Origin of the sequence: Pseudomonas putida (genome assembly GCF_028682395.1) — a bacterium.
GTDB classification, from domain to species: domain Bacteria; phylum Pseudomonadota; class Gammaproteobacteria; order Pseudomonadales; family Pseudomonadaceae; genus Aquipseudomonas; species Aquipseudomonas putida_AB.
Genome location: NZ_JANHLC010000007.1, coordinates 67,747 through 83,532, shown reverse-complemented (window position 1 = coordinate 83,532; position 15,786 = coordinate 67,747). Strand labels below are relative to the sequence as shown.

The window sequence follows — 15,786 nt, the reverse complement described above, 5'->3', positions numbered from 1 at the left end:
CTTAGGGGCTTTCGAAACCACAGTCAAAGCGGCATCAGGCCATAGCGTCGCCAATATCGGCCACCGCCTGAATGGCTACACCGGCACATATTCAACCCGATTACGCCCTGCCGCCTTGCCTCGGTAAAGAGCGGCATCCGCCTGCTCCATCGCCTCGTCAAAGGCTTGCGAGCCGGTCAGGGCCGCCGACACGCTGATGGTGACAGTGCAGCGAATCGGGCGCCCCGTGCGGCTACCCGTCACTTGACTCTGTTCAATCGCCACGCGAATACGCTCGGCCAATTGCTGGGCGCCGAGCCTGTCGGTATTCAGGCAGACGACCGTAAACTCCTCGCCGCCCAGCCGGCACACCAGGTCGCCTTGGCGGGCGTTAGCCTTAAGGGTGGCGGCAACATGGCACAGCACCTCATCGCCGACTTTATGCCCGTGGCTATCGTTGATACGTTTGAAATGGTCGATATCCATCACCAGCAGATAGGCCGGCTGGGCGGTTCGGGAGCGGAAATAGATGTCCAGTTGCTCCGTCAACCCGCGCCGGTTCAATAGGCGCGTGAGCGGATCATGCGCCGCCATGGCACGTAGTTCATCGGTGAGGCGGTGCAGCACCAGCCAGATCACGCTAGGCGGAATCACCGTACCCAGGAATGACATGTAGATGTAGAAGATCTTGTGAAAGTTGCCGCTCAACTCCAGGGCCGCCATTCCCCCCGCGACAATCAGCACAAACTTCACCGCATTCAGGGCGCAAATGCCGCCCAGTAAAACGGCGAGCACCGCCATTTCGACATGCAGATGCTTGGCCAAGGTTCGTCTGGCATAGAGCACCGCCACAATCATGCCCAGAAACAGCAATGCACACGAACCGGCCAACAGCGCATAGCGGCCCTCGGTGCCGAGCGCCCACTGCACCAGCAACTGCGCCGCCGTGTAGCCAGCCGCCAGCGCCAGCAGCGGACGCCATACGGTGGTGGGCAGGTTAAAGAAACGCATAATGCCCAGCGCATAAGCTGCGGGCGCGCAGATCGTTAACGTATGGTTGACCACACTCATCAACCCCCAACCTGCCGGGCCGCCGAACAACTGCATGATGTACGCAAGCCCGAGCATAAAATTGCCCAAGGCAAAAACGTCCATACCCATTTTATTGTTGTGCAGCCGCGTGCTGATCAATAGAAACATCAAGCCAAAACACAGCAGGTGCACGCAAAGCATGCCGATAAGGACGGTGGTAACCATAAATCCGCGCAGGTGAAGAGATTAAAATAGGAGCCGAACACTGAAGCCATGGCAGAAGCCCCTGGCGTTTGCAGGCGCTTCTTATCCATTCGGTAGGGTATCTAAAATACGTGAAGCGTAGAGGTATTCAATGCGCCAAGGCAATCGGCCGGCCAGGCGGCTTGAATGCCGTGCTACTTCTTTGCCTTATATCAACGAGTTCGGGATGACTGATTGCTGTCAGCGATGGGCACCCTTCAGCGTTCGCAAGGCAGGTAACGGCTCACTCTCTCCCGTAGTCAGCTCGCGCCCTTTGCGGGTAGCAGCGCGATCATTTGATCGAAGGCCGTTAATGAATACCGTTGCGCCTGGTTGTCCACGGCGGGCAGGGTTGCCGGCAAGCCGAACTGCACTCGGCCGGGCAGCACTTTCGCCAACGCCGAATACCAGGTCAGCAGAGCGGGTTGCAGGCGGACATGCTGTTCAAAGCCTCGACGGCGACGGGTCATATCGCCCCTGGCTCGCTCACGGGCCAGTTGTGGTTCTATTTGACCGACACAGTAACGATCAGCGAAGCCAATCCGGCCTTGGGCGATTGTTGCGCGCGTGGCATCCAACTCCATTTCCCAGTCATTTTCACTCGCGACGCCGATCTGCCACAGGCTCCAGATGTAGTGGAGCTTGAGCGGATCGCTATCACAGAGCGCCAAGGAAGCATGGTTTTCCATGCTCAACGCTTGCTGCCAGCGCTCGACATTTCGCTCGGCCCAAAAGGCTGCAGTACCAAGCGGATCCTGGAGCCGATCCGGCACGCTTTCAAGACGGCCGTGTTCAGCAATGACCTGTTGCCCTCCGTGCCGGGTGCACCAGGTGGTTTTTCCGCAGGCACTGATGCCTTCAACCACCACAATCATCGTGTTGAGCACTGCGCAGTGGCTGCATCACCATACGCCCCGGCACCGTCCAGCAACGCGCTGATCCAGCGTACCTGGCGAGCCAGGTCCTGCATCTTGTCTTCAGGCACGGCTTGCCGTGCCCGCGTGAACTGCTCCAGGGTCTGCTGTTTGAGGCGTAACAAGCGCTGCCACTTGCGCAAGAATGCCGGGCTGCGCGCCTGCATCTGCACAGGGCCGAAATACAGTTGCTCGGCGCTATAACGCACTGGCCCCGTACGCTCGGCGACGATAATTTCGTAATCGAAACGATTTTCGCGCAGCACTTCTTCCCAAACGATGACGTAACCATTGTCCATCAGCCATTGGCGCAATGGTTGCTCTCCACCGTTGGGCTGCAGGATCAGGCACTCCCGACCATTTAACTGGGCCTTGCCGCTGTCGAGGATGTCGCGAATGGTCTCACCGCCCATGCCACACAGGCTGATTGCCGTGATGCCGTCAGCCGGGTCGATGGCCGCCAGGCCATTGGCCTGGCGCACGGTGATCCGGGCGTCCAGACCGTTCTCGCGCACGGTACGCCGAGCGGCGTGAAAAGGCGTTAATGCCACCTCGCCCGCCACCGCCGCCGCAATGGCGCCACGGTGCAGCAACGCCACCGGCAGGTAGGCGTGGTCCGAGCCGATATCGGCCAGGCGCGCGCCCATCGGCACCTGCGCCGCCACCCGCTCCAGGCGCATGGATAAAGTCTGCTGGTTCAATCAATGCCCCCTGTTTTCCCCATCACCTACGCCACGTTTGGCCGGGGGGCGCGATTGTGTCGGGCAAAGCCGGGGATTTCAAATCTATCTGTCCTGCACACCCAGAGCCTGTTGAACAACGGTGATCTGCCGTCATCCCCGTCAAATCGACCCGAAAAGAGCTGCACCCGGGCGCCCTCGGCAGTGCGTAGAACCCCGTACTGGGGCGGGCAACAGTATCCACAAGGCGCGCCCAAATACCTCAAATAAAATAGATTGGTATTTATGCCGCTGGCCAATGACGTCCTTTCCTGGCTCTTGCCCCTTCTTCGTGCAGGTCATCGTGCCGTGAGCCCGCAACTTGCACGCATTGACACAGCCCACAGTATTCGTTGTATGAGACGCCCCAGAGCACTGGCTGGCTGAACAGCCAGGCGCGAGATCCGCCCGCGGCTCCACGCGCGCGCCCACCAGGCTCTGCTGCCTAGCAGCATCGAGCCCCTAGTGCGAATAGACGATGCTGGCATTGACCCGTCGGCCCAGAGTTTCTTCATCTATTCACCCACACCGTCGTTGCCGCGAAACTGCCGGTAGGAGTCATCACCATGGGAAAGCTTGAAGGTCGAGTCGCCATTGTTACCGGTGGCGCCGCGGGTATTGGTCGAGGCATTTCAGAAGCCTTTGTCCGCGCCGGCGCTTCGGTGCTAGTGGCGGATATCAACGCGGCCGCCGCCGATAAGTGGCGCAGCGAGTTGCCCGCCGACCTTGGGCAGCGGGTCAGTTTCCTCGCGGTGGATGTGACGGACAAGGCACAGGTGCAGGCCTTGGTGGCCCAGGCAATCAGCCAATGGGGGCGCCTGGATATCCTGGTCAATAACGCGTGGCGTGGTTCGGGCTTTGCACGCCTGGAGGACTTGAGCGACGAAACCATCCGCGGTGCCTTCGATATGGCCATGATGGCGGCGTTCTGGGCCATGCAGGCCGCACTGCCGGAGTTTCGCCGTTTAGGGGCGGGGCGTGTGATCAACCTGTGTTCGCTCAACGGCGTCAATGCCCATCGTTATAGCGCCGACTACAACACCGCCAAAGAGGCGCTACGCACGCTGACCCGCACGGCCGCGCGAGAATGGGCCGAATATCAAGTGTGCTGTAATGTGATCTGCCCGGGGGCGGCCAGCGATGCCTATCAACGCTTTGCCCGCGCCAACCCTGAGAATGCCGCCGCGATGGCCAGCGCCAACCCGATGGGCCGGGTCGGCGATCCGCTGGACGATATCGCCCCCGTGGCCCTGTTTCTTGCCAGCGATGACAGCCGCTACCTCACCGGCAACACTCTGTTTGTCGATGGTGGCGCGCACATCAACGGTGTTCACTGGGCGCCCCAGCTGCCTTGATACGCAGCGAACGCTGTCGGTCGGCCGGCAGGACAAATCGCGGACGCATCACGCCGGGTAGTTGGCCCGCAAAGCCGCCAGCCCACCGTTATAGACAGCGGCAAACAGCTCCTCGGCTTCCTGGTCGCTGACACCTTTGGCGGTGAAGCGTCCGGACCAGCTGACTCGCGAGCCCTGCCCGTGGGCTTCGACGCTCAGGGTCGACAGGTAGTCGGTCACCGGGAATGGCGCCAGGCTGATGGAATAGTTGTAGGTCTTGCCAGCATTATCGAAGAACTCCAGGCGCTCGACGATCACCTGGCCATCCTGGGTTTCCAGACGTCGCACGCGCCCGCCTTCACTTAATTCGCTCTTGGCAATCAGCGGCAGCCAATCCGGTAGCGAGTTGAAACCACCGATCAATTGCCATACCTGCTCAGACGACGCCGGGATATCGATAAATGCGGATGCAGTTGCCATATCAATTGCTCTCTCTACGAGTAAGGTTCAGATAGCCATGCTGGCGACGCCGCCGTCGATGCGCAAACCCGCACCGACCGTGATGAAGTGCAACGACGAGCGATGTAGGTCACGAGGTTAGCGACTTGCGCCATATCCGCCACCCGACGAATGATGAACTGGGCCAGGCCTTTAGTACAAAGCTGTCGGCCTCTTCCCGGACAGCCCGCCCTCCTGTGTCCGCCAGGCGCCTGGCCAGGCCGTGCAACATCATCAGATTGCCACCCGATCAATCCGCGCCCGTTGCCGCAGCTTTTCACAACGCGGCTGCCCGCGCCCGAACCGATAGCAGAGCGCGCATAGAGACGCCGCCTCGCAGTGGCCGTAAAGCTTCTGCTGCCCTGGCACGGGGGCGACCCAGTGCGCCAGCGACGGGTAAAAAAAGACCCGGTTTTAGCGCTGGCACGCGCTGCGAAAAACCGCCTTGAGCGCTTACAATCGCCGCTCTATCCCGGCAATCAGACAGGCCCCCCAGGCTATGGCCCTCGATCCCTCCACGATGTTGGTGCTCACCATCGCCCTCGCCGCCGCTGCGGCGCTGTATCTGGCCATTGAATGGCGTACCGTGCGCGAGCCTTCGCTGCTGTTCTGGAGCGCGGGCTTTGCCACGATCTGCGTCGGCTCGACCCTGGCCCTGCTGCGTGGCAGCGGCATTCTGTTTGTCGGCATCTGGTTCGCCAACGGCCTGCTGGTGGTCGCGCACTGGTTTTTCCTGCTGGGGGTCACGCGCTTTACCCTGGCGCGGCTGTCCCGGGCCTGGTACCTGGTATTCGTCGCCTGGCTAGCCCTGCTGTTATTACCCGGCGAGCCGCCGTGGTCGAAGGTCTATCTACTGGTCAATTCGCTGCTGGTCGCGGGACTGACCCTCAAGGCCAGTTTCCTGCTGCGCCCCCATGGCAGCTCCCTGAGCGTGGGGGCGGTCCAGTTGCGTTATGTGTTGCTGCTCCACGGGCTGTTCTATCTGGTCAAGGCACTCACGGCGGTGGTGCCCGGTACGCTGATCGACCTGGCGGCCTTTCGGGGCGAGATCATCCAGATCTCCCTGGTCGAGGGGGCGATGGCCATAATGCTGATCGCGTTGTCGATGACCGGCACCGAGCGCTATCGCCGGGAAAAGCGTATCGCCCGGCTGGCGGCGCGCGATCCGCTGACGGCCCTGTACAACCGGCGCGCCCTCGAAGTGCGGGCCACACGAGTACTCGAGGACGTCTCGCCCAGCCGCCCCGGCGCGCTGCTACTGATCGATATCGACAACTTCAAGCTGGTCAACGACCTTTATGGACATACCGCCGGCGACCGCCTGCTGGTCAGCCTGAGCGAGATGATTCGCGCGTTGCTGCCCGAAGGCGCGCTGGCCGCCCGACTGGGCGGTGACGAGTTTGTCATCCTGCTGAGCAACACCGGCGACGCGCCCGTCGCCGCGTTGGGCAGTGCCCTGCGCGAGCAATTTCACCAGGCCACCACCCAGGCCTTCAGCACCCCGGCAGCCGTGACGCTGAGCATTGGCGCCAGCCTGTTCGACCAGCCGCCGGCCAGCCTGGCGGCATTGATCGAACAAGGGGATGCGGCGCTCTACGAATCCAAGCGTGGCGGCCGTGATCGCCTGCGCGTGGTGGATCGAACCCGGGCAAGTGACGAACCACAGCCGGCCAACCGGCCCCCGCTACCTTAAGGACACCTGATGCCGCACTTCACCTGGCTCGATCCAAGCATGGAGCATTGCGCCGCCTTTGCCGAACGCGTGTATCGCCAGTTCGCCTATGAATATGCCCAGCAATCGCTGGCCGACTGGCAACGTGAATTTGCCGAGGGCCAACGCAATGGCGAGTGGCGATGCCTGATCGCAACCGAGCATGGGCAGCTGCTCGGCGGCGCAGCCCTGGCGCGCGACGACCTGCCCGAGCGGCCGGACCTGGGGCCGTGGCTGGCCTGTGTACTGGTCGCCCCCGAGGCGCGCGGCCAGGGGTTGGCGGAGCAGCTGATCGAGGGCGTCTGCGACCAGGCCCGGGAGCGTGGGATCAGCACGTTATACCTGCACACCCACGACCAGAGTGCCTATTACGCCAAGCGTGGCTGGACCGCGCTGGAGCGGTTCGAAGCGTGGGGCAAGGCGCAGCACCTGATGTCCCGCGCCCTCTGACGCCCGGTCAGTGCTGGGGACGCGCTTGCTCGCCTGGCGCCGCACAACGGCTTGCACGCACGCGTCAACAACCGTTGATCCAGATCAGCGATCAGCCCTTGCGCCCGTCAATTTGAAACACTGGCCCGGCATTCTCTACTGACAGCCCTTTCGATCTGCACCGAGTGTGGGCACAATGCGTGTCCTTTTTTTGGCTGGCCTTGCCGGGGGCCTCGAAATGATCAAAACGCCGTACTACCTCATCGACAAACAGAAGCTGCTGGTCAATCTGAAAAAGATTGCCTATGTCCGCGAACAGTCCGGAGCCAAGGCTCTGCTGGCCCTCAAGTGCTTCGCCACCTGGTCGGTGTTCGACCTGATGGAGCAGTACATGGACGGCACCACATCGTCTTCGCTTTACGAGCTCAAGCTCGGCCGCCAGAAATTCGCCGGCGAAACCCACGCCTATAGCGTGGCCTGGGCCGACGACGAGATCGAGGAGATGCTCGAGAACTGCGACAAGATCATCTTCAACTCCATCGGCCAGTTGCAGCGCTTCGCCGAGGCGTCTGCGGGCAAGGTCCGCGGCCTGCGTGTGAACCCGCAGGTGAGCAGCTCGGATTACCTGCTGGCCGACCCGGCACGGCCTTACAGCCGCCTGGGCGAATGGGACCCGGTCAAGATCGAAGCCGTGATTGAGCAGATCTCCGGCTTTATGTTCCACAACAACTGCGAGAACGGTGACTTCAACCTGTTCGACCAGATGCTGGGCACCATCGAAGAACGCTTCGGCGCTCTGCTGCACAAGGTCGAGTGGGTCAGCCTGGGTGGCGGTATCCACTTCACCGGCGAAGGCTATGCACTGGACGCCTTCTGCGCACGCCTCAAGGCGTTCTCCCAGAAGTACGGCGTGCAGGTTTACCTGGAACCGGGCGAAGCGGCGATCACCCAGAGCGCGTCCCTGGAAGTCACCGTGCTCGACACCCTCTACAACGGCAAGCACCTGGCCGTCGTGGACAGCTCCATCGAGGCTCATATGCTCGACCTGCTGATCTATCGCCTCAATGCCAAGCTGGCGCCCTGCGACGGCGAACACACCTATATGGTGTGCGGCAAGTCCTGCCTGGCGGGCGATATCTTCGGCGAGTATCCATTCGATCGTCCGCTGACCATCGGCGATCGGCTGTCGTTTATCGACGCCGCGGGTTACACCATGGTCAAGAAAAACTGGTTCAACGGCCTGAAAATGCCGTCCATCGTAGTGAAGCAACTCGACGGCAGTGTCGAGGTGGTTCGCGAATTCGGCTTTGACGATTACCTGTCCAGCCTCTCGTAGGCTGGTACAAAGGAGAGATAAAGAAATTGAAGAAAAACGTCCTTATCATTGGTGCAGGAGGTGTTGCCAAGGTGGTGGCCCACAAGTGCGCGCAGCACAACGACGAACTCGGTCGTATTGCCATCGCGTCGCGTAACATCTCCAAATGCCAGGCCATCATCGACAGCGTCAAAGCCAAGGGTAGCCTCAAGCAACCCGCCGACATCCAGGCCTTCGCACTGAACGCCCTGGACATCGAGGCGACCAAGACGCTGATCCGCGAAACCGAATCACAGATCGTGATCAACGTCGGTTCCGCTTTCCTCAATATGTCGGTGCTGCGTGCCTGCATCGATACCGGCGTGGCCTACCTGGACACCGCCATTCACGAAGAACCGGGCAAGGTCTGCGAAACGCCGCCCTGGTATGGCAACTACGAGTGGAATCACCTCGAGGAATGCCAGGCCAAGAACATCACCGCCATTCTGGGCGTGGGCTTCGATCCGGGCGTGGTCAACGCGTATGCCGCCCTGGCGCAGCAACAGTATTTCGACCGCATTGATTCGATCGATATTCTCGACGTCAATGCCGGTTCCCACGGCAAATATTTCGCCACCAATTTCGATCCGGAAATCAATTTCCGCGAATTCACCGGACAGGTGTGGAGCTGGCAGAACAGCCAGTGGACCAGCAACACCATGTTCGAGGTCAAGCGCACCGACGACCTGCCGGTCGTGGGCGAACAGAACCTGTACCTGACCGGCCACGATGAAGTGCACTCGCTGTCCAAGAACCTTGACGTGCCCAACGTGCGTTTCTGGATGAGCTTCGGCGAGCACTACATCAATGTGTTCACCGTGCTGAAGAACCTCGGCCTGCTCTCCGAGAAACCGGTGCGCACCGCCGAGGGCCTGGAAGTCGTACCGCTCAAGGTGGTCAAGGCCGTGCTGCCCGATCCAGCCTCGCTGGCACCGGGTTACACCGGCAAGACCTGCATCGGCGATCTGGTCAAGGGCACCAAGGATGGCCAGCCGCGCGAGGTCTTTATCTATAACGTGGCTGACCACGAAGAGGCCTATGCCGAGACCGACAGCCAGGGTATTTCCTATACCGCCGGCGTGCCACCGGTCGCAGCGGCCCTGCTGGTCGCCCGTGGCGTCTGGGATGTGCAGCACATGGCCAACGTCGAAGAGTTGCCTGCCGCGCCGTTCCTCAAGGCGCTGGATGCCATGGGTCTGCCGACCCGAATCAAGGACGAACAGGGCGACCGTCCCTGGGATGCCCTCGGCTGATACGCCGTCAAACAGAGAGCGCCGCTAGGGGCGCTCTCTGCCTGTTACGCCCTTCGCGCTGCACCTGGCGCGCTCTAGATCCACCGATCATTCTGCGCCGTACGCTCGCCACCTTCCTGGCCGGTATTGAGCACGCCACACGGCTCGACCAGCATCAATTTGACCTCGTGTTCGGCATAGGGTTTGCCGCCGGGTATTCGAATGCCTGGCGCCCGCGAGCCTTACCTGCCAGCGCCTTGAGGGCCTGGGCCAGGCCGTAGATGCGTCTTCTTCCTCCAGCACTTCGAGCGGGCAATCCATGGCCTGCACAAACGCGGCGCTGGCGCGGTACAGGCGACCGCGCGATCAGCCTGGGGGTTTCAAAGACCGGTCCAGGGATCCTCCTTGCAATCGATGCAGATTCGAGCGACTCGCGGCTATCGATCAAGGGATGAAAAAGTACCATACCCCAGGGGTATGGCGTGGCACCCAAATGATATTAGACGCAGCCCCCCGACCTACCTAGCCTGCGCCTTTCAACTATAAAAATGCCTTGCTGCGCGGAGCTGCCATGCCTCCTTCAATCTCCATCCCCGAACTGCTCGATCGAACGCGCCTGAGCGCCTTTCAGTGGCGGGTGTTCGTGCTGTGTTTTCTGGTGGCCATTCTCGATGGCTTCGATACCCAGGCCATAGCCTTTACCGGCCCGTCCATTACCCAGGCCTTCGGGCTCGGCGCCGGCGCCCTGGCGCCGATCCTGACCGCAGGGATCGTCGGCATGGTGATCGGCGCCATGGGCCTGGGCCTGCTGGGCGACAAGTTCGGCCGGCGACCGACCATTATCGGCTCGGTGGCCTTGTTTGGCCTGGCATCGCTGGCGACCGCCTTTGCCCAGACCACTGAACAGATCCTGGTCCTGCGCTTTATCGCCGGGCTCGGCATGGGCGGCGCGACCCCGGTCGTGCTGTCCCTGGCCGCCGAGTACGGCTCGGCTCGCCATCGCGGGACCATCATGACCACCGTGCTGCTGGGGCTGCCCGCCGGCGCCATCCTGGGTGGTCTGCTGGCCGCCAAGATGCTCCCGGTGATTGGCTGGCAAGGCATCTTTGCCGTCGGCGGTATCGTGCCGCTGCTCCTGCTGGTCGTACTACTGACCAGCCTGCCGGAGTCGCTGCACGTTCTGGCGCGCCGGAACACCGACAACGGCAGGCGCCAGATCGAACAGATCGTCGCGCGGATCACTCAGCAGCCAGTGATATCCGGCAGCCACTTCAGCGTGCCGGAACAAGCGCTGAGAACCCGCGTCAGCTCGCTGTTCAGCGCCGGCCTGGCCCGCAATACCCTGGGAATCTGGACCGTCTACCTGTTCAACTGGGTCGCGTGGTTTATGTTCCTGTCGTGGCTGCCGACCGTGCTCAAGGCCAGTGGGCTGCCCGTGGAGCAAGCGCCCATGGGCACCGTGGCGGTGAATACGGTGTTTGTGCTCTGCGCGATTCCGCTGTCGATCATATTGCCGAAAATCAACACCCGCCTCCTGCTGCTGGCGCTGTTCGTGTTTGGCATCGTCCTGTGCCTGGGGCTGGCCAACAGCGGCCAGAACTGGACGCTGGTGTTTATCCTGGCGGGCCTGGCCGGCCTGGGGATTGGTGGCCAGCAGATCGTGCTCAACTATATGGTGGCCCAGGCCTATCCCACGGCCCTGCGCGCCACCGCCACCGGCTGGGCGATTGCCCTGGGCCGGGTGGGCGCGATTATCGGCTCGGCCAGCGGCGGCTGGTTTCTTGAACAAGGCGGTCCTGCCGGGTATTACCTGGCCTTGGTCGCTCCACTGGCGATTGCCGCCGCCGGGCTGATGATCATTCGCCCGCGTAAGGATGCCGAAGGCCTGGAAGCCGTGGCGGCCCACTGACCTTGACACTCGCGAGCGTTGGCGATTGGTGTGGCGCCAGAGCTCGCACCGACAGGGCCGAGGTCTAGGGCTCGCTCCCGGCCTCTTCCAGTATCCACTGGACAAAGGCCCGGACCTCGGGCCGCTGCCGCGCTCCGGCGCGCGTGACCACGTAATAGGCAAAACGCGCCGGCCAGGGCTTATCCAGCACCTGGACCAGGCGTCCCGAAGCGATTTCCTCTCTGGCATATTCGTGCGGCACCAGCGCCAACCCCTGGCCGGCCTGCGCCGCGCGCATCAGCAGGTAATCATCCTCGAATGCCGTACCCCGCGCCGCCCGCGAATCTTCATCAACCCCATGGGCCGCCAGCCAGAGCGCCCAGTCAGCGCGATCGCTGTCATGCAGCAAGGCGTAGTCCAGGCAATCCTGGGGTGTATCAAGGGCGTCAGCGGCGATCAGCCCCGGGCGGGCCACCGGCACCAGAACTGGCGCCATCAGCCGTGTGACTTCCAGCCCGGGGTAGACCCCCAAGCCATGGCGCAAGGCAATATCGACGCGATCGCGACGCATATCGGTGAGTGCCGAGGTGGCCTCGACCCGCACTTCGATCTCCGGGTAGCGCTGATTGAACCGGCCCAGGCGCGGCACCAGCCAGGACGCGGCAAACGTCGCCACGGTGCTGACGGTCAGGGTCGGCCCGCGACTGATTTCGGCCAGCGTCCGGGTGGCCCGTTCAATCTGCTCGAAGGCCTGCAGCAGCATCGGGTGGACCCTAAGGCCTGCCTCGGTCAGGCGCAGCCCTCGCGGGTCACGCTCAAAGAGCGCCAGGCCGATCCGCTCCTCCAGCAAGCGTATCTGCTGGCTGACCGCGCCACTCGTGACATGCAGGGCCTGGGCAGCGGCCTTGATGCTGCCACGCTGGCCCACTTCGACAAACGCCCGCAGGGCCTGCAACGAAAGCGCAGGGAACATTGATTTAGTTTTCCTAAAGCCAACCAGCAGAAAGGATCGTTTCCACGAATCCGGTTCAATGCGGATCATAACGCAGCCCAAGGCACCTTCAATTGCTTTAGAAAAACTATATAGAGACTCCCATGCCGTTCGATCTTTTGGCCCACGCTCGACCTGCCTTTCGGCCTGCCCGTCATGACGAGGCAACCTGCCGATGATTCACCTCTATAGCGACAGTTCACCCAACGGCTTCAAGATCAGCATTGCCCTGGAAGAACTCGGGCTGCCGTATCGACTGCACCCTGTGCGGATCGACGACGGCGAGCACCGTCAACCGGGGTTTCTGCGCCTCAATCCCCATGGCCGTATTCCGGTGCTGGTGGATGACAGCCAAGGCATCACGCTGTTCGAGTCGGCCGCCATTTTGCTGTACCTCGCCGAGCAGGCGGACCGGCTGCTGCCCTCCGCGCCCCAGGCACGCTGGCAAGCCATTCAATGGCTGATGTTCCACGCCGCGAGCGTTGGCCCGCTGCTGGGCCAGCGGGTGCATTTCGAGCTGTTTGCCAAAACCGCGCAGCCCGAGGCCATCGAGCATTTTCGACGGCTGAACCACGCGGCCTTCAGCACCCTGGATGCCCATTTGGCCACGCGGCCCTACCTGGCCGGCGAGGAATACTCCATTGCCGATATCGCCCAGTTTGGCTGGAGCCATATCGCCCGAATCGTCGGCTTCGACACCCTCACCTACCCCCACTTGCACGCCTGGCACGAACGCGTGGCCGCGCGCCCCGCCGTACAACGCGGCATTTGTCTGCCAGCCCCGGCCACCGGCGCCTGAAGCGTCTACGAGAGCGATCCCCCATGACCTTTTCTACCTCCCCATCGAGCGGCGCCTCGGCGCCGGCCTTTGCCCAGCACCCGGGTTATTGTCGGATGTTCGCCCGCGATGCCTTGACCCTGGGCATCTTCCTCCCCCTGCGCGCCTACCAGGGCGACCTGCAGGTACTGGCCGGCCAGGCACGCATGGTCCGCGACATCGACCGATACCGCTTTGCCGCCGTGTGGGAACGCGACATCCACTGTTCGACCCCGGCTTCGGCGATGCCGGGCAGGTGTTCGATCCCTTTACCTACCTGGTCTTCCTCGCCGCCCAGACCCGTGATAGTGCCCTGGCCACCGGCAACGCGATTTTCACCCTGCGCCACCCCATCGACCTGGCCAAGGCCGCAACCACCCTAGACCGGCTGTCCGGTGGCCGGCTGGTGACACCGACCCGCTAGACCCCAAGCCCGAATCGCTCCCGCAAGCCTTCGAGCACCGTCCTGATCGAAGGCGCCTCATCGGCAGCGATAAGCGGCATCACGGCGCCGAGAACGTTTGCAGGTAGGCCAGCAGATTATCGACCTTCTCTGCATCACTGAGCCCCCAGAAAATCATCCGGGTCCCCGGCACCACGGCCTTGGGGTCGTCCAGGTAGGCGACCAGTTGATCCCGGGTCCAGACCACGCCCGAGCGCTTCATGGCATCCGAGTACTGGTAGTCCGCCGTGCTCCCGGCCGGGCGCCCGACAATCGCGTTGAGCTGCGGCCCAAAGGCCGCACGGGCCGACTCGCCCACCTGATGGCAACCACCGCAAAGCCGGGTAAACAGCTTGCCACCCGCCTCGACATCGCCCGCGGCCAGTGCCGGCCGGCTCAAGGCTGCAACATTCAGGATCAGGGCAAGACTGACGACAACCGCGCGCTTCATCATGGCTTCCAGTACACATTGACGGGTTTCGCGCTACCGGGTCGGGGCGCGCAAGGCGTGCACGATAAAGGGCAGCCGGCGCCTTGTTCAAGCGTTAAACCGCCGGCCCAGCCTCAACCCGACAGGGCGCGCAAGCCCCCGCTTGCGCCGTAACTTCACTTCCTTGATCAGGCCCATTGCCGGGCCTGATAGGAAGCCTCTAGAATAAGAGCGATTCCCACTTACGAAATTTTCTCATGAAACCCACTCTGCCCGCCGAGGCCCCGACGCTCGACGCGCTCTATCGCGGCTACCATGGCTGGCTGCTGAGCTGTCTGCGGCGGCGCGTGCAGTGCTCGCACCAGGCAGCGGATGTGGCGCAGGACACCTTTATTCGCCTGCTGGCCGCCGGCACCTATGTGGCCCCCAGCGAACCCCAGGCTTATCTGGCCACCATCGCGCGCCGCCTGTTGATGGACGGCACCCGACGCCGGCGCCTGGAACAGGCCTATCGCGAAGAGCTCGAACGCTGCGCCGCCTACCTTGAACAGGCGCCCTCGCCGGAGCAGATTCTCCAGGCCCTGCAGGTTATCGAGGCCATCGATCGCGCCTTGAGCCAGATGAAGCCACGCATACGCCAGACCTTTGTCCTGCGCTACCTCGAAGGTCTGGATCAGGCGCAGATCGCCGCGCGCCTGGGGGTCACGGTGCGAACCGTGCAACACGACCTGGTCGACGCCGTGCTGGCCTGCGACGCGTGCGCCCAGGCATGAGCCAGACACTCTCACCCGCCCTGCTGCGCGAAGCGGCCCAATGGCTGGTCCGCCTGGATCACCAACCTGACGAGCACAGCAAGCAGGCATTTCGTACCTGGATGGCCGCCGACCCGCGCCATCCCCAGGCCATGGCTCGCCTGCAAGGCCACCTTGCGCCACTCGACCAGGCACCGACCCGCGCCGCACTGCGCCATGGACGCCAGCCGCGTCCGGGCGCGAAAGCCCTCAAGGGCCTCGCACTCGCGGTCTTGCTCGGCCTGGCTGGGGTGCCGGCCTACCAGTATGGGCAGCAGGGCTATCTGTTCGCCGACCTGAGCACCGCCAATGGTCAGTGGCACCGCGAGCCGCTACTCGATGGCAGTGATCTGCAGCTCGAAGGTCGCTCCGCCGTGGACCTGCATTTCGATGCCGGGCAACGTCGCGTGCAGCTTTTGCAGGGCGAGATCCTGGTCAACGTGGCCAAGGACGCCCAGCGTCCGTTCTATGTCGACACCCCGCACGGCAGTATCCGGGCCCTGGGCACGCGCTTTATCGTCGAGCTCGGCGCCGATGCCACGGTGGTCACCATGCTCGAGTCCTCCACCCGCATCGACAGTGCCGGGCAAACCGTGATCCTCGCTCCAGGCCAGCGCCTGCGTTTCGACGGCCAGGGCCCGGGCGCAGTGGAGCGCATCGACAGCGCAGCGCTGGAGCAGGCCTGGAATACCCATCAGTTGTTGGCCAGCGACAAACCGCTGGCCGAGGTCCTCGAACGCCTGGCGCGCCATCGCCCGGGGATGCTGCTGTTCGACCGCAAGGCGCTACAGGACCTGCGCGTCACCGTGATGCTGCCGGCCGACGACAGCGACAGCGCCCTGCGGCTGCTGGAGCGCACGCTGCCGATCGAAGTCAGCCGCTACTCGCCATGGCTGACGCGAGTGACGCTGAAAAAACAAATGGAATAATTGTCATCCGCATTTTCGTGTTTGCCGTTTTACCGCGTCCTTCCCTTGGCCAA

General features: G+C 62.8%; 15 protein-coding genes and 2 pseudogenes. 10 read left to right on the top strand and 7 right to left on the bottom strand.

The features are described from left to right. Positions 1 to 75: 75 nt before the first annotated feature. From NPS46_RS17255 to NPS46_RS17245, 3 genes are all read right to left on the bottom strand, one after another. Positions 76 to 1,236 (bottom strand): GGDEF domain-containing protein, encoded by a 1,161-nt coding sequence (locus NPS46_RS17255; protein ID WP_274109191.1) that lies wholly within the window; start codon positions 1,234 to 1,236, stop codon positions 76 to 78. Between the two features lie 278 nt (positions 1,237 to 1,514). Next, positions 1,515 to 2,129 carry a hypothetical protein gene (locus NPS46_RS17250; RefSeq protein WP_274109189.1) on the bottom strand — a complete coding sequence of 205 codons (615 nt, stop codon included), beginning with the start codon at positions 2,127 to 2,129 and terminating at the stop codon, positions 1,515 to 1,517. Beyond that, a complete protein-coding gene (locus NPS46_RS17245; RefSeq protein WP_274109186.1) occupies positions 2,126 to 2,869 on the bottom strand; it encodes a tRNA (adenine(22)-N(1))-methyltransferase in 744 nt (247 codons plus the stop codon). The genes NPS46_RS17250 and NPS46_RS17245 overlap by 4 nt, the downstream gene beginning before the upstream one ends. Positions 2,870 to 3,453: 584 nt before the next feature. On the opposite strand from NPS46_RS17245, the gene NPS46_RS17240 reads away from it, so the two are divergent. After that, positions 3,454 to 4,242 (top strand): SDR family NAD(P)-dependent oxidoreductase, encoded by a 789-nt coding sequence (locus NPS46_RS17240; RefSeq protein WP_274109184.1) that lies wholly within the window; start codon positions 3,454 to 3,456, stop codon positions 4,240 to 4,242. Positions 4,243 to 4,290: 48 nt separating this feature from the next. Here NPS46_RS17240 and NPS46_RS17235 read toward each other — a convergent pair whose 3' ends face one another. Next, positions 4,291 to 4,701 (bottom strand): SRPBCC family protein, encoded by a 411-nt coding sequence (locus NPS46_RS17235; RefSeq protein WP_274109182.1) that lies wholly within the window; start codon positions 4,699 to 4,701, stop codon positions 4,291 to 4,293. Positions 4,702 to 5,218: 517 nt separating this feature from the next. On the opposite strand from NPS46_RS17235, the gene NPS46_RS17230 reads away from it, so the two are divergent. The 4 genes from NPS46_RS17230 (at position 5,219) to NPS46_RS17215 (ending at position 9,466) form a co-directional block, all read left to right on the top strand. Beyond that, complete coding sequence (locus NPS46_RS17230) at positions 5,219 to 6,412, top strand: GGDEF domain-containing protein (protein ID WP_274109180.1); 1,194 nt, start codon at positions 5,219 to 5,221, stop codon at positions 6,410 to 6,412. Between the two features lie 9 nt (positions 6,413 to 6,421). Next, positions 6,422 to 6,880, top strand: a complete 459-nt coding sequence (locus NPS46_RS17225) for a GNAT family N-acetyltransferase (RefSeq protein ID WP_274109177.1) — start codon at positions 6,422 to 6,424, stop codon at positions 6,878 to 6,880. Between the two features lie 217 nt (positions 6,881 to 7,097). Next, on the top strand, positions 7,098 to 8,195 hold the full coding sequence (locus NPS46_RS17220; protein WP_274109175.1) for a carboxynorspermidine decarboxylase: 1,098 nt from the start codon (positions 7,098 to 7,100) through the stop codon (positions 8,193 to 8,195). 26 nt (positions 8,196 to 8,221) lie between these two features. Beyond that, the gene (locus NPS46_RS17215; protein ID WP_274109173.1) at positions 8,222 to 9,466 is read left to right on the top strand and encodes a saccharopine dehydrogenase family protein; all 1,245 of its coding nucleotides are present in this window, start codon (positions 8,222 to 8,224) and stop codon (positions 9,464 to 9,466) included. 74 nt (positions 9,467 to 9,540) lie between these two features. Here the strand turns inward: NPS46_RS17215 and NPS46_RS17210 are convergent. After that, positions 9,541 to 9,651: pseudogene (locus NPS46_RS17210) on the bottom strand (cupin domain-containing protein); the annotation flags it as partial. Positions 9,652 to 10,016: 365 nt separating this feature from the next. Here NPS46_RS17210 and NPS46_RS17200 point away from each other — a divergent pair. Continuing rightward, positions 10,017 to 11,354 (top strand): MFS transporter, encoded by a 1,338-nt coding sequence (locus NPS46_RS17200; RefSeq protein ID WP_274109171.1) that lies wholly within the window; start codon positions 10,017 to 10,019, stop codon positions 11,352 to 11,354. Between the two features lie 64 nt (positions 11,355 to 11,418). On the opposite strand, the gene NPS46_RS17195 is transcribed toward NPS46_RS17200, so the two are convergent. After that, complete coding sequence (locus NPS46_RS17195; RefSeq protein WP_274109169.1) at positions 11,419 to 12,306, bottom strand: LysR substrate-binding domain-containing protein; 888 nt, start codon at positions 12,304 to 12,306, stop codon at positions 11,419 to 11,421. Positions 12,307 to 12,493: 187 nt separating this feature from the next. On the opposite strand from NPS46_RS17195, the gene NPS46_RS17190 reads away from it, so the two are divergent. Both NPS46_RS17190 and NPS46_RS17185 read left to right on the top strand, forming a co-directional pair. After that, positions 12,494 to 13,123, top strand: coding sequence for a glutathione S-transferase family protein (locus tag NPS46_RS17190; RefSeq protein ID WP_337994238.1), 630 nt, complete (start codon positions 12,494 to 12,496; stop codon positions 13,121 to 13,123). A gap of 23 nt (positions 13,124 to 13,146) precedes the next feature. Then, positions 13,147 to 13,550, top strand: a pseudogene (locus NPS46_RS17185) (LLM class flavin-dependent oxidoreductase); the annotation flags it as partial. Positions 13,551 to 13,644: 94 nt separating this feature from the next. Here NPS46_RS17185 and NPS46_RS17180 read toward each other — a convergent pair. Beyond that, positions 13,645 to 14,034: a cytochrome c family protein gene (locus NPS46_RS17180; RefSeq protein ID WP_274109165.1), complete on the bottom strand. Its 390-nt coding sequence runs from the start codon at positions 14,032 to 14,034 to the stop codon at positions 13,645 to 13,647. A 236-nt stretch (positions 14,035 to 14,270) separates the two neighbouring features. Between NPS46_RS17180 and NPS46_RS17175 the strand changes: the two genes are divergently transcribed. After that, the gene (locus tag NPS46_RS17175; protein ID WP_274109163.1) at positions 14,271 to 14,786 is read left to right on the top strand and encodes a sigma-70 family RNA polymerase sigma factor; all 516 of its coding nucleotides are present in this window, start codon (positions 14,271 to 14,273) and stop codon (positions 14,784 to 14,786) included. Further along, positions 14,783 to 15,733 (top strand): FecR family protein, encoded by a 951-nt coding sequence (locus tag NPS46_RS17170; protein ID WP_274109161.1) that lies wholly within the window; start codon positions 14,783 to 14,785, stop codon positions 15,731 to 15,733. Before NPS46_RS17175 ends, NPS46_RS17170 begins: the two co-directional genes overlap by 4 nt. The last annotated feature ends 53 nt before the right edge of the window (positions 15,734 to 15,786 follow it).

Coding starts and splice junctions, on each gene's coding strand:
- NPS46_RS17255 (WP_274109191.1), bottom strand. CDS start 1,236: ATGGTTACCACCGTCCTTATCGGCATGCTTTGCGTGCACCTGCTGTGT.
- NPS46_RS17250 (WP_274109189.1), bottom strand. CDS start 2,129: ATGATTGTGGTGGTTGAAGGCATCAGTGCCTGCGGAAAAACCACCTGG.
- NPS46_RS17240 (WP_274109184.1), top strand. CDS start 3,454: ATGGGAAAGCTTGAAGGTCGAGTCGCCATTGTTACCGGTGGCGCCGCG.
- NPS46_RS17235 (WP_274109182.1), bottom strand. CDS start 4,701: ATGGCAACTGCATCCGCATTTATCGATATCCCGGCGTCGTCTGAGCAG.
- NPS46_RS17230 (WP_274109180.1), top strand. CDS start 5,219: ATGGCCCTCGATCCCTCCACGATGTTGGTGCTCACCATCGCCCTCGCC.
- NPS46_RS17225 (WP_274109177.1), top strand. CDS start 6,422: ATGCCGCACTTCACCTGGCTCGATCCAAGCATGGAGCATTGCGCCGCC.
- NPS46_RS17220 (WP_274109175.1), top strand. CDS start 7,098: ATGATCAAAACGCCGTACTACCTCATCGACAAACAGAAGCTGCTGGTC.
- NPS46_RS17200 (WP_274109171.1), top strand. CDS start 10,017: ATGCCTCCTTCAATCTCCATCCCCGAACTGCTCGATCGAACGCGCCTG.
- NPS46_RS17195 (WP_274109169.1), bottom strand. CDS start 12,306: ATGTTCCCTGCGCTTTCGTTGCAGGCCCTGCGGGCGTTTGTCGAAGTG.
- NPS46_RS17180 (WP_274109165.1), bottom strand. CDS start 14,034: ATGAAGCGCGCGGTTGTCGTCAGTCTTGCCCTGATCCTGAATGTTGCA.
- NPS46_RS17175 (WP_274109163.1), top strand. CDS start 14,271: ATGAAACCCACTCTGCCCGCCGAGGCCCCGACGCTCGACGCGCTCTAT.
- NPS46_RS17170 (WP_274109161.1), top strand. CDS start 14,783: ATGAGCCAGACACTCTCACCCGCCCTGCTGCGCGAAGCGGCCCAATGG.